The sequence below is a fragment of the Actinoallomurus sp. NPDC052274 genome (assembly GCF_040679475.1).
In the GTDB taxonomy this organism is placed as follows: domain Bacteria; phylum Actinomycetota; class Actinomycetes; order Streptosporangiales; family Streptosporangiaceae; genus Actinoallomurus; species Actinoallomurus liliacearum.
This window is the reverse complement of the sequence record NZ_JBFAUT010000007.1, coordinates 35,391-48,053: the sequence shown is the minus strand read 5'-3', so window position 1 is coordinate 48,053 and position 12,663 is coordinate 35,391. Positions and strand designations below refer to the sequence as shown.

General features: G+C 72.2%; 11 protein-coding genes. 5 read left to right on the top strand and 6 right to left on the bottom strand.

The features are described 5' to 3' along the window. Nucleotides 1-47 precede the first annotated feature (47 nt). Together AB0K82_RS08375 and AB0K82_RS08370 are read right to left on the bottom strand one after the other, a co-directional pair. The gene (locus tag AB0K82_RS08375; protein WP_364394336.1) at nt 48-2,276 is read right to left on the bottom strand and encodes a SpoIIE family protein phosphatase; all 2,229 of its coding nucleotides are present in this window, start codon (nt 2,274-2,276) and stop codon (nt 48-50) included. Nucleotides 2,277-2,375: 99 nt separating this feature from the next. After that, nucleotides 2,376-3,089, bottom strand: a complete 714-nt coding sequence (locus AB0K82_RS08370; protein WP_364394333.1) for a metal-dependent transcriptional regulator — start codon at nt 3,087-3,089, stop codon at nt 2,376-2,378. 163 nt (nt 3,090-3,252) lie between these two features. On the opposite strand from AB0K82_RS08370, the gene AB0K82_RS08365 reads away from it, so the two are divergent. Then, nucleotides 3,253-3,900 carry a UdgX family uracil-DNA binding protein gene (locus AB0K82_RS08365; RefSeq protein WP_364394331.1) on the top strand — a complete coding sequence of 216 codons (648 nt, stop codon included), beginning with the start codon at nt 3,253-3,255 and terminating at the stop codon, nt 3,898-3,900. A gap of 66 nt (nt 3,901-3,966) precedes the next feature. Here AB0K82_RS08365 and AB0K82_RS08360 read toward each other — a convergent pair whose 3' ends face one another. The 3 genes from AB0K82_RS08360 to pdxH all read right to left on the bottom strand — a co-directional run bounded on the left by AB0K82_RS08360 (nt 3,967) and on the right by pdxH (nt 7,427). Next, on the bottom strand, nt 3,967-5,238 hold the full coding sequence (locus AB0K82_RS08360) for an FG-GAP and VCBS repeat-containing protein (RefSeq protein ID WP_364394328.1): 1,272 nt from the start codon (nt 5,236-5,238) through the stop codon (nt 3,967-3,969). 213 nt (nt 5,239-5,451) lie between these two features. After that, nucleotides 5,452-6,774, bottom strand: coding sequence for an MFS transporter (locus AB0K82_RS08355; protein ID WP_364394325.1), 1,323 nt, complete (start codon nt 6,772-6,774; stop codon nt 5,452-5,454). Then, nucleotides 6,771-7,427, bottom strand: coding sequence for a pyridoxamine 5'-phosphate oxidase (gene pdxH, locus AB0K82_RS08350; RefSeq protein WP_364394323.1), 657 nt, complete (start codon nt 7,425-7,427; stop codon nt 6,771-6,773). Before pdxH ends, AB0K82_RS08355 begins: the two co-directional genes overlap by 4 nt. A 175-nt stretch (nt 7,428-7,602) precedes the next feature. On the opposite strand from pdxH, the gene AB0K82_RS08345 reads away from it, so the two are divergent. From AB0K82_RS08345 to AB0K82_RS08330, 4 genes are all read left to right on the top strand, one after another. Continuing rightward, nucleotides 7,603-8,709, top strand: coding sequence for a citrate synthase 2 (locus AB0K82_RS08345; RefSeq protein WP_364394321.1), 1,107 nt, complete (start codon nt 7,603-7,605; stop codon nt 8,707-8,709). 73 nt (nt 8,710-8,782) lie between these two features. Beyond that, a complete protein-coding gene (locus tag AB0K82_RS08340) occupies nt 8,783-9,064 on the top strand; it encodes a hypothetical protein (RefSeq protein WP_364394318.1) in 282 nt (93 codons plus the stop codon). A gap of 272 nt (nt 9,065-9,336) precedes the next feature. Next, nucleotides 9,337-10,443 (top strand): phosphoserine transaminase, encoded by a 1,107-nt coding sequence (gene serC / locus AB0K82_RS08335; RefSeq protein ID WP_364394315.1) that lies wholly within the window; start codon nt 9,337-9,339, stop codon nt 10,441-10,443. Nucleotides 10,444-10,477: 34 nt separating this feature from the next. After that, nucleotides 10,478-11,089 carry a hypothetical protein gene (locus AB0K82_RS08330; RefSeq protein ID WP_364394314.1) on the top strand — a complete coding sequence of 204 codons (612 nt, stop codon included), beginning with the start codon at nt 10,478-10,480 and terminating at the stop codon, nt 11,087-11,089. A gap of 6 nt (nt 11,090-11,095) precedes the next feature. Here the strand turns inward: AB0K82_RS08330 and AB0K82_RS08325 are convergent, their stop codons facing one another. Continuing rightward, complete coding sequence (locus AB0K82_RS08325; RefSeq protein ID WP_364394311.1) at nt 11,096-12,541, bottom strand: DUF234 domain-containing protein; 1,446 nt, start codon at nt 12,539-12,541, stop codon at nt 11,096-11,098. Nucleotides 12,542-12,663: the final 122 nt, after the last annotated feature.

Here is a 12,663-nt window from a genome sequence, read left to right as displayed (position 1 = left end):
CCCATCGGGCCTGGAGGCCGTCCTGGACGGTTCTCCAGGCCCGTGGGTCAGGAGGACTTCAGTGGAATCTCGAACCAGACGGCCTTGCCGTCGCTGGTGGGGCGGGAGCCCCAGCGGGCGGCGAGCTGGTCGACGAGATAGAGGCCGCGACCGCCCTCGTCGGTCTCCCCCGCGCTCCGGATGCGGGGCAGGCGCATGTCCTTGTCCAGCACCTCGACCCAGACGGCCTTCTCGCCGCGCCGCAGCCGGAGGGTGAACTCCTTGGTCGCGGGCTCGCGCCGGCGCAGGTCGGGCAGGTCCCAGGTGTCCTCGAAGCCGCCCGGGCCGTCGAGGCCCAGCGCGCCCTCGAGCACGAACTCGCGCCGGGGCGCCGGGGTGTTGGCCGCGTGCAGCACGACGTTGGTGACGACCTCGGAGACCAACAGGCAGGCGAGCTCGGACTGCTCGTCCAGCATCCCCCAGTCGGCGAACGTCTCGGCGGCCAGCCGGCGCGCCTCCGACACCATGATCGGCTCGGCGGGGAAGGTGCGCTCCTCGACGTACAGCCGGCTCGGCGCGGTGCGCACGACCACGATGGCCACGTCGTCGTCGATGTCGCCGGGCACGGCCTCGTACGCCGCGTTGGCGATCGCCTCGACGCCGCCGCGCGCCGCCCTGCGGACCGCTTCATACAGGAGCTCGCGGGCCTCTTCGCGGCTGTGGTGGTCGCCGTCCTCCTTCGGGCGGCGCTCGATCAGGCCGTCGGTGTAGAGCACGAGGGTGCTGCCGGGCGGCAGCTCGCGGGTCTCCTCCTCGTACCGGATGTCGCCGCCCAGACCCGGCTGACGGACGCCGAGCATGGCGCCCTGGCCGGTGGCCTCCAGCTCCCCCACCTCGCCGTCGAGGACGAGCAGCGGCGGCTGGTGGCCGGCGTTGGCGAAGGACAGGATCCGGGACCACGCGTCGTACACGAAATAGGTGACGGAGACGAGCGGGGTCTCCTGGCCCTCGGGGGCGCCGGAGCGGACCGGGGTGCTCATCGTGCGCACCCACTCGTCCAGCTTGGTGAGGATGTCGGCCGGCGGCTTGTCGTCCTGGGCGAACGCGCGCAGCGCCGCCCGCAGCTGCCCCATCACGGCGGCCGCGCGGGCGCCCCGGCCCTCGACGTCGCCGATGACCAGGCCGACCCGGCCCGCGGACAGCGGGATCACGTCGTACCAGTCGCCGCCGACCTGCGTCTGGATGCCCTGACCGTGCGACTCCAGGGGACGGGCCGGCTCGTAGCGCCAGGCGATCTCCAGGCCGTCGAGCGCGGGCGGGCGGTCGCCCGGCAGGAGGTACTTCTGGAACGCCAGCGCCGTCTCCCGCTCCTCCTCGAACAGCATCGCGTTGTCGATCGCGAGCGCGACCCGGCTGGCGATGGCGCCGACGAGGTCACGGTCGAACCCGTCGTAGTGCGGATCGGGCCGGACGGTGACGCCGGACAGGGCCAGGCTCATCACGCCGAGCAGCTCCCCGCGCGCGAGCAGGGGGGCCGAGATGATCGACGTCACGCCGACCTCCTCGGCGAGCCGTTTGCTCGCCGGATTCGGCGCCTTGATGTAGTCGGCGATCACGTCCTCGACCAGCACCGCGTCCCGGCGGGCCATGGCCTTGGCGTTGAAGTGGCCAGGGGGATACTCGACGACCTCGCCGGGGTCGGCCCAGGTGCCCGGCGGCGGGGCCCAGCCGGCGGCGTGCCGGGACACCCGGCGGACGAGCTTGTCCCCGCTGAACAGGTCGATGAAGCAGTGATCGGCGAACTGCGGGACCAGCGTGTCGGCGACCCGGCGCAGCGTCTGCGGCAGCTCCAGCGAGGCGGCCAGCCGCTCGCCGACGCGCTCCATCAGGCCGTAGCGTTCCTGGTCGCGCTGGTTGCTGCGCAGTGCCTCCCGGCCGAAGATGACGATGCCCTCGATGCCGCCCGAGGGGTGGCGCAGGGGGACGGCGTACGCGCGGGTGTAGATGGTGCTGCCGTCGGCCCGGACGTTGCAGAAGGTGCCCTCCCACACCGCGCCGCGAAGCACCCGCCGGGCCAGGTCCTTGGCCTGCTCGTGGTCCTCCTCGGCGACGCCGAGGGACAGCCACGACCGGCCGATGTACTCGGGGCCGCCGAATCCGAGCAGGGCCTCGGTGAAGGCGTTGGTGTAGAGGACGTTGCCGAAACGGTCACAGACGATGACCGCCATCTCGACGGCGTCCAGCACGGTCTTCGGCGGCAGGAGCGCATCGGCGGGTAGGTCACCCCAGCGCTTCATGGGCGTGTCACCTTGCGGTCGCTCACTCGGCCCCCCGGATGTGGTCCCCCCGCACTATTGAACGACGAACGCCGCGCCGGGATACGTCGAACCGGCAACTCAGCGCTTCGATACGAAGACGTGAGAGGCGACACGGCGCGGAATCTCGACGGAGCTGCGGTCGGCTGTGTCGTCACTCGTCACTCGGATACCGTCGTCGGCGGCCGCAAGCGTCACCTCTCGTCCCGGTTGGATACCGATCTCCTTGAGTTGCACCATCAGCGCGCGGTCGCCCTGCACCTGCTCGCTGATCCGCTGGACGACCACCGGCACGCCGCCCGCGGTCGCGACGTCGGTCATCACCGCCAGCGGCTCCGCCGTCCGCGCGTCCGCCCACGCCTTGACGTCGGCGCCGAGCTCGGCCAGGCCGGGGATGGGGTTGCCGTGCGGGCACGTCGACGGGCCGTCGAGCAGGGTGACCAGCCGCCGCTCGACCTCCTCCGACATCACGTGCTCCCAGCGGCACGCCTCGACGTGGACGTCCTCCCAGGGCAGGCCGATCACGTTGACGAGCAGGCACTCGGCGAGGCGGTGCTTGCGCATGACCCGGACGGCCAGCGACCGGCCCGTGTCGGTGAGCTCGAGGTGGCGATCGCCCTCGACCTTGAGCAGGCCGTCGCGCTCCATCCGCGCGACGGTCTGGCTGACCGTCGGACCGCTCTGCGAAAGCCGCTCGGCGATACGCGCGCGAAGCGGGACGATGCCCTCCTCTTCGAGCTCGAAGATCGTCCGGAGGTACATCTCCGTGGTGTCGATCAAGCCGTGTGCGGTCAAGGCTTCCTCCAGTCTCGCCCCATGCTACGGCGGATCAGCGACGGTTGGGGAACCGAAGACGGCGAGGGGCGATCCACATACTCTCTTTGGTGAAGAACGTCCGTTGCGGACCTGGTCTTCCCACCGGGTTCAGGCCCCCCACCCTGGGTAGATTGAGCGCGCCATGACACGTTTCGAAGGAGCCGAGGGCTACGTCCCGGCGGGGGTGGATCTCGACGGTCTGCGGCGTGCCGTTCAGGACTGCCGGGGCTGTGACCTGTACGAGAGCGCCACCCAGGCGGTGCTCGGGTCGGGCACCGCGGCGGCGCGGGTGGTGCTGGTCGGCGAGCAGCCCGGTGACCAGGAGGACCGGCAGGGGGCGCCGTTCGTGGGCCCGGCCGGCCGGCTGCTGGACAAGGCGCTGGCCGAGGCGGGCATCGAGCGGGGCGACGCATATGTCACCAACTCGGTGAAACATTTCAGATTCCAGCAGTCCGGGCCCGGGAAGCGCCGTATCCACCAGACGCCGGACGCCGCCCACATCTCGGCGTGCCGGCCGTGGCTCACCACCGAACTGCGGATCATCGACCCCGAAGTGATCGTGGTGCTCGGCGCGACGGCCGGCAAGGCGCTGCTGGGCCCCTCGTTCCGGGTGACGAAGCAGCGCGGCCAGCTCATCCCGCGCCCGCCGCTGGACGACGAGTCCGCCACGCAGAACGGCTTCTACGTCGCGACGATCCACCCGTCGGCCGTCCTGCGCGCCGACGACCGCGACGCGGCCTTCGCCGGCCTGGTCTCGGACCTCGAGGTCGTCGCCCAGGTCCTGCACTGACCCTCGGCCCGGCGGCCCGTACGAGCGAGGCGACCCGACTGATCGGCCGGTAGCGGAGCGGGCCGGTCAGCCGGACAGGGCGGCGCCGAAGGCGGCCTTGGCGGCGGACAGGCCCGCGGACCTGCCGCCGAACACCATCATGCCCGCGATGCCCTGGCCGGGGTAGATCGAGACACCCCCGTCGCCGCCGTTCTCGCCGGGTGCGCCGACGGCGAGGTCGAGTTTCGTGTCGCCGTCGAGGTCGGCCAGGGACAGCGCGGCGCCGTACCGGTCGCCGGTCTCCGCGACGCCGGGCACGCCCTCGGTGTCCTGGCTGAACGAGGTGGAGCCCGCGGCGAGGTTCCAGTGGGCGTCGCCATGCAGGACGGTGACCGCCCCCGCGTCCCGACGCTTCCCGATGTCCTCGCCGGGTGCGCCGACGACCACCTCGGCGCGCCCGTCGCCGTCCCGGTCGCGGGCGACGACCGCCGCTCCGAACTCGTCGCCCCGCTCGCCCTTGCCGGGCACGCCCTTGGTGTCCTGCCCGTACGCCCGCGGGTGCCGCAGGTCCCCGCCCGGGTAGATCTTCACGACGCCCCCGTGGGCCCCGGCGGGGTCGCCCGCGACGACGTCCCCACGACGGTCCCCGTCGACGTCCGCGATCGCCAGGCCGCCGGTGGACCCCACGCTCGCCGTCCCCGACACCGCGCGCAGGCCGGTCTTCGAGCCGTGGAGGAGGCGGAGGACCCCGTCGGCGTTCCAGGCCGCGTCCGCGTACCCGTCGCCGTTCAGGTCCCCGGACGCGATCGCGACGTGCCGGGCGGTCCGGCCCCTGACGGTGGCGACGACCTTCGGGGCGCCGGTGGCGAATCCGATGACCAGGAGCGCGGAGTTCCCCGCCGCGAGCAGCTCGGGACGCCCGTCGTGGTCGACGTCGCCGATCGCCAGGGCCCGGCCCGCCCCGTCTCCGGGCGTCAGCACGGCCCGGCGGCTGAGGCCCGCCCTGCTCCCGGTGAAGATCTCGATCGTGCCGCGGCCGGGCGCGCCCACCGCCAGATCCGTACGCCCGTCCCCGTCGAAGTCCCCCGTCGCGACCGCCGTCCCGAACGCCCCTCCGGACCGGAGCGGGGCGAGGACCTGGTGGTGCCCGAGGTCGACGCCGTCCCGTGAGCCGTACACGACGGTCACCCGGCCGCCGCCGCTCGCGGCCGGCGCCCCGATCGCCAGGTCGCCGTGGCCGTCGCCGTCGAAGTCGGCGACTCCGGGAGTACGGACGGCCGCGTGGGCGGGGGCCGTGCCGAGCGCCGCGGACAGGCCGATCAGGGCGAGCGTCATCGCCGCTCGCAGGCGTCGCTGCATGAGGGTCCTCGGTTCCGGGCGGGTCGGAAGATCACTTAGGCGGTGCGAACGGTAGTGCGCCGGTCGCGCACGGGCAACGCCCCGCCACGGCGAGTCCCCTCTTGGTACGCCGATCCCGCACGCGCGACGCCCGCCGCCGCGAGTCCCCTCCTGGCACGCCCATCCCGCACGGCGACGCGTCGCCACGGGCCCCAGCGGCCTACGGCCGCCCGGTCATCCGTCGGTGGTGTACCGGAGGAAGGACGGGACGGCCAGTCCGACGAGGACGACGAGGATCGCGCAGACGATGCCGCCGCCGACCCAGGACGCGGTCGCGCCGACCGCGGCGCCCACGGCGCCGGCGCGCAGGTCGCCCAGCCGGGGACCGCCCGCGACGACGACCGTGAACACCCCCTGCAGGCGGCCGCGCATCTCGTCGGGGGCGTACGTCTGCAGGATCGTCTGCCGGAACACCGCCGAGACGAGGTCGGCCGCGCCGCCGAGGGCGAGGAACAGCAGGGCGAGCCAGAGGGCGTGCGCGAGCCCGGCCGCCGCCACGGCGAGCCCCCAGGCCGCGATGACGGCGATCAGGGCGACGCCCTGGCGGCGGATGCGGCCGATCCAGCCGGACAGCAGGCCGCCGACGACGGCGCCGACGGCGATCGCCGCGACGAGCCAGCCGACGGCCTGCTCGCCGCCGAACCGGGTGTCGGCCACCTCCGGGAACAGCGCCCGCGGCATGGCCACGCCCATCGCGATGATGTCGACGACGAACGACATCATCAGCACCGGCCGGGTCACCAGGAACCGCAGGCCCTCGATGACCGAGCGCAGGCCCGGACGGCCGGTCTCGTCGCCGAGGGGCGGCATCGCCGGCAGGCGGATCGCGGCGTACAGCCCGACCGTGAAGAGCACGGCGTCGATGCCGTACGCCAGCGCGTACCGGCCGTTCCCGATGACGACGCCGGCCAGCACGGGGCCGATGAAGGTCGCGGTCTGGGACGCGGTGAAGTTGAGGGTGTTGGCCGCCGGGACGAGCGTGATCGGCAGCAGACGCGGGATCACCGCGCCACGGGTCGGCGAGGTGATCGCGAACCCGACCGACTGCACGACGACCAGCCCGATGATCAGTGGAACGTTCCTGATGTGGAGCAGCGCCTGGATCAGCAGGCCCAGAGTGGACGCCCACGTGACGAGGGAGGCCAGGACGAGCAGCCGCCGGCGGTCCATGGCGTCGGCGACCGCCCCGCCCCACAGCCCGAACACGATCAGCGGGACGAGGTTGGCGGGACCGAGCAGCCCGACCCACAACGAGGACTTCGTCAGGTCGTACACCTGGACGGAGATCGCCACCGAGGTCAGCTGGAAGCCCGTGAAGGAGACGGCCTGCCCGAGCCAGAGCCGCCGGTACGCCGAGTGGGCGAGCGGACGCGTGTCGATGGCGGCCCGTCGCGCCAGTCCGCCCAGGCGCGAGGACCGGGCGGGGGGCGGCGCCGGAGAGGGGGCCTCCTCGGTGTGGGAGTCGAGCTCGGAGGGGGGATCGGGGTTCGGACTCACGGTCTAAGTCTCTCGATGACCCATTCGCCCCCTTCGCCCGGGTGTGCGCGGCGGTAGCGCAGCCGGTCGTGCAGGCGGTTCGTACGCCCCTGCCAGAACTCCACGGTCGCCGGGAGCACCCGGTAACCGCCCCAGAAGTCCGGCATGGGCACCTCGTCCGGCCAGCGCGCGGCCAACTCGGCGAACCGGCTCTCCACCTCGTCGCGGTGGTCGACGACCGCGGACTGGTACTCGCTCGCCCAGGCCCCGAGCTGCGAGCCGTGCGGCCGGGTGCGGAAGTACTCCTCCGACTCCTCCCGCGACAGGCGCTCGGCGACGCCCTCGACGATCACCTGCCGGCGCAGCGGGTGCCACGGGAACAGCAGGGCCACCCGGGGGTCCGCCGCGATGGCCCGCGCCTTGCGGGACCGATGATTGGTGAAGAAGCGAAAACCTTCCGGGCCGTACCCCTTCAGCAGGACCGTCCGCGTGCTCGGCCTCCCATCGGCGTCGACGGTGGAAAGGATCATCGCGTTCGGCTCGGGAAGACCGGCTCCGACGGCGTCGGTGAACCAAGATCCGAATTGCGTCAGCGGGTCGGCCGCGAGGTCGCGGGCATGTAGGCCCACACCGGAGTACGACTCACGGAGGGCGGCGACATCAAGGTGCTCCACGACAGGACATCCTCTCGCGAGAGACCATGGACGACGAGACAAGGTTCCCGCGAGAGTTGCTCAAACGGAAAGAATTGCGCATCTCACACCCCCCCGGGTACGGCTCACGGAGGATGAAGCGGTTCAATTACCAGTTGGCGTCTGTACATCAAGGGGACGAAAGGCAGGACAGAACATGTCCGACTTCAAACCCGGCCTCGAGGGTGTTGTGGCCTTCGAGACTGAGATCGCTGAACCGGACAAGGAGGGCGGGGCTCTCCGGTACCGGGGAGTGGACATCGAAGATCTCGTTGGCCGCGTCTCCTTCGGTGACGCATGGGGGCTGCTGGTCGACAACAGCTTCACCCCCGGCTTGACTCCGGCCGAGCCGCACGTGCTGCCGGTGCACTCCGGCGACGTGCGCGTCGACGTCCAGAGCGCGCTGCCGATCATCGCTCCGGCGTACGGCATGCGCCCGCTCCTGGACATCAGCGACGAGCAGGCTCGCGAGGACCTGGCCCGTACGTCCGTGACCGCCCTGTCGTTCGTGGCGCAGAGCGCCCGCGGCCTCGGCCTGCCGATGGTCCCCCAGAGCCGCGTGAACGAGGCCAGGACGATCACCGAGCGGTTCATGATCCGCTGGCGCGGTGAGCCGGACCCCAAGCACGTGAAGGCCATCGACGCGTACTGGGTCTCCGCCGCCGAGCACGGCATGAACGCCTCCACCTTCACCGCCCGCGTCATCGCCTCCACCGGCGCCGACGTGGCGGCCTCGATCTCCGGCGCGATCGGCGCGATGTCCGGCCCGCTGCACGGCGGCGCCCCGGCGCGCGTCCTGCCGATGATCGAGAAGGTCGAGCAGCTCGGTGACGCCCGCAAGGTCGTGACCGACATCCTGGACAACCACGAGCGGCTCATGGGCTTCGGCCACCGCGTCTACCGCGCCGAGGACCCACGTGCCCGCGTGCTCCGTCGTACGGCCAAGGAGCTGGGCGCGACCCGCTACGAGGCGGCCAAGGCCCTGGAGGACGCCGCGCTGGCCGAGCTGCGGGAGCGTCGTCCCGACCGTCCGATCGAGACGAACGTGGAGTTCTGGGCCGCGGTGATCCTCGACTTCGCCGAGGTTCCGCCGCACATGATGCCGGCCATGTTCACCTGCGCCCGTACCGCGGGCTGGGCCGCGCACATCCTGGAGCAGAAGCGCACCGGCCGGCTGGTCCGTCCGAGCGCCCACTACGTCGGCCCGGCGTCCCGCCCGGTCACCGACGTCGAAGGCGCCTCCGAGGTGCTCGACAAGCACTGAAGAAGTCCCGCTCCGTACGGCCCGTGATGCTCCCCGCGCCACGGGCCGTTTCGCGCGGAGGGAGGATCAGGCCATGTACACCGGCCCCCGCGACGAGGAACCCGACGAGCGTGACCTCGAGCTGCTCCGGTACGAACGCGAGCGGCGCGAGCGCGCCCGGCGGCGTGACGCGGCCTCCTGGCGGATCATCGCCTGGGTGATGGCCGGGGCCCTGGGTCTGCTGGCGTACGACTCCGGCGGCGCGGCCCTGGACGCCCACCGGGCGGGCCGGCCATGGCTCTACCCTGCGACCGTCTCAGCGGCCTGCACCCTCGGCCTGCTCGCCCTGATCGCCTGGACCCTCCGCCGCCGCTGAGCCGGGACCGTCCCCACTGGCCCGACGTCTCGGACACTACGCCGCCGCTGAGCCGGGGCGGTCCGGCCCGACGTCTCAGTCGCTCCGCCGCCGCTGAGCCGGGGCGGTCCGGCCCGACGTCTCAGTCGCTCCGCCGCCGCTGAGCCGGGGCGGTCCGGCCCGACGTCTCGGTCGCTCCGCCGCCGCTGGGCCCTGGCGACCGCACCGGCCCGGCGTCTCAAGTCCTGGAAGGTCCGCTCCGAAACCGCAGGCCTGAACTAGGCTTGCTGCACGTGACCGACATCGTGATCCCCGACAGCCTCAAGCCCGCCGACGGCCGCTTCGGCTCCGGGCCGTCGAAGGTCCGCCTCGAGCAACTGGCCGCCCTGGCGGAGTCCGGCTCGACCTACCTCGGCACCTCGCACCGGCAGCGGCCGGTCAAGTCCCTCGTGGGACGGGTCCGTACGGGGCTGGCGGAGCTCTTCTCGCTGCCCGACGGGTACGAGGTCGTCCTCGGCAACGGCGGCACCACGGCGTTCTGGGACGCCGCCGCCTTCGGGCTCGTACGGGAGCGGTCCCAGCACCTGGTCTTCGGGGAGTTCTCCTCGAAGTTCGCCAAGGTCACGAAGAAGGCGCCCTGGCTGTCCGACCCGTCGGTCATCCAGAGCGAGCCCGGGGCCCACCCGGCCCCGGTCGCGGACGACACGGTCGACGCGTACGCCTTCACCCACAACGAGACCTCCACCGGCGTCGCCATGACGATCGAACGGCCGGCGGACTCGGGCCTCGTGCTCGTCGACGCGACCAGCGGCGCCGCGGGCCTGCCGGTCGACGTGGCCGAGACCGACGTGTACTACTTCGCGCCGCAGAAGGGCTTCGCCTCCGACGGCGGCCTCTGGCTGGCGCTGATGTCCCCGGCCGCGCTCGCGCGGGTCGAGGAGATCGCCGCGTCCGCCCGCTACATTCCGGACTTCTACGACCTCACCGTCGCGATCACCAACTCCCGCAAGGACCAGACCTACAACACCCCCGCCGTGGCGACCCTGCTGCTCATGGCCGAGCAGATCGAGTGGTTCCTGGAGCGCGGCGGCCTGGAGTGGTCGACCGGGCGCAGCGCCGACTCCGCGCGCCGCCTCTACACGTGGGCGGAGAAGACCTCCTACACCACGCCGTTCGTCGCCGACCCCGCCCACCGCTCGAACGTCGTTGGCACGATCGACTTCGAGAGCGTCGACGCCGCCCAGGTCGCCAAGGTGCTGCGCGCCAACGGCATCGTCGACACCGAGCCGTACCGCAGCCTCGGCCGCAACCAGTTGCGCATCGCGATGTACCCGGCGATCGACCCGGACGACGTCGAGGCGCTCACCGCCTGCGTCGACCACGTCGTCGAGCGCCTCTGACCCACCGACGGGAGCACCTGACACCGCTCCGCCCGTGACCACCGCGGCGGAGCGGCCCCTGTCTCCCGCCCGCCGACTGCTCGGCTCGTCGGTCTGGGCCTGCGCGATCCCCGTCGGGTTCGTCCTCGGGGCATGGCTCGCCCAGTATCCCCACGGCCTGATCGTGGTCGGCGTGGTGATCGCCCTCGCGACCTGGGCCGTCGCCGCCATCCTCGCCGGCGGGATCTGGCACCACGCCGGCGCCGCCGTCCTGGTCTCCTGCGCCGGTTTCGCGCTGACGCTGTTCGCCGGATCCGGCCTTTACGAGGCGTACATGAAGACCATCGGCACGCGGGCGCCCGCCACCGTCACCAAGGTGGAGGACCGTGGCAACAGGCACGGCGCGAACCTGCACTGCACCATCGCCGAGCCGACGGGCACCGTGCACGTGGTCTCCCAGCAGGAGAACTGCTTCGACCACATCAAGCCCCGGCAGCGCGTCACGATCCGCAAGGACCCGCTGGGGCTGCTTGACCCGCGCCTGCCCGACGGCCCGAACCAGCCCCCACTGGGTGTGACGGTCTGGATCGCGGCGGGCCTGTTCGCCCTGACCGGCGCCACGATGTTCTACGCCGGCCAGCGCCGACGCCCGGCCAGGACGGCATGACGCGCATCACTCCTCAGTCGCGTCCATGCCAGGGCGCCACGCGGCGAGGAGATCGTCCGGGCCGAACACCGAGACTCCCGTGACAGCCGCGTCGACGCCGTTCCGGGAGATCGCCAGCAGGGGCGTCGAGTCGTCGGCGCCCGGCAGCTTCGACCGATGCACGATCAGCCGGCCGAGATCCGCGCCACCGAACGGCCGGTTCTCGAGCCACTTGATCGACCCCACGCAGGTGACGGCCTTGGCCACCGGCGCACGGTCGGCGCCCACCACGTCGATCTCCGGGTCATTGGTCCGCGTCCAGTAGCCGCCGACGGCCTGCGTCCCCTCGGGCAGACGGTCCGGCAGGCGGCGCAGCGCCTCCCGGATCACCGGCTCGACGGCCCGGCCGCGCCACGTCGTCCACGACCGGCGGATGCGCCCCATGACCAGGTCCCCGCGCCCCCGCTCGATCTCCGCCATGTGCGGACCGAGGTGGGCCAGCCAGAACCGCAAGTGCAGATCGGCGACCGAATACCGACTCTCCCGAGACGGCTTCACGGACAGCGGGACGTCCACATCGACGATGCGCTTGGTGACCAGCAGGTCCAGCGCCCGGGTCAGCGAGGCATGCGCCAGGTCACCCGCCGCCCGGCCGATCTGCGTGAAGGTCCGCTCCCCCGACCCGATCGCGCCCAGCACCAGCCGCGCCTGCGAGTGGGCGGGGAACTCGGCGGCCAGCGACCGCTCGCCGCTGACCAGTAGCGCCGAGGTCGGATCGGTGACGGCCTCGGCCAGGTAGTCGAGTGTGGAGAGCCCGCTCGGCCACTCGTCGAGGATCAGCGGCAGCCCCCCGGACACGAGGTACGCGTCGAACGCCTCCGCCGCCGGGAGATCGAGCATCGTGGCCGTGTCCGCCGGGCTCAGCGGCGGCACCACCATCTCGGTCGCCCGCTGGTGGAAGGGACGGCCGTACTCGTTCAGCGCCTCCATCATCGCCAGATCCGATCCGACACAGATCAGGAACACCGGATGCCGAGCCAGCTCCCGATCAAAGATCTTCTGCAGGGTGCCCTCGAAACCCGGATCGTTCGCGATGAGGTAGGGCATCTCGTCGATGACGACCACACTGGGCCGGTCCGGCAGCCCCCCGGCGAGCAGGCGAAGGGCCGTGTCCCAGGTCCGTGGCGACTGGTCGGCGAACAGCGCGGCGGCCGGCAGGTCGCTGCCCGCGACCGCTTCGGCGAAGAGCGCCAGATCGGCCCCGACGCTCGGCTGAGCCGAGGCCGTGAAATAGACGTACGGCACTCCGGCGCGGTCCACGAACTCCTCGACGAGCCGCGACTTACCGACCCGCCGTCGCCCGCGCATCAGCAACGCCCGCCCCGGCCGCCCGGCCCGACCCCCGCGAGCGACCCGCCCCAGCATCCGATCGAGCACCGCAAGCTCACGCTGACGCCCGATGAAGTCATCCACACATCGATGATACTTCCAACGATGGAAGTATCAGCGGTGGAAGTATTACTGGACTCTCTCGGTCTTCAGGTCGCCGACACCCCTCTCAGCTCCGGGTCTGCGATGACTTCGCCGTCGTCATG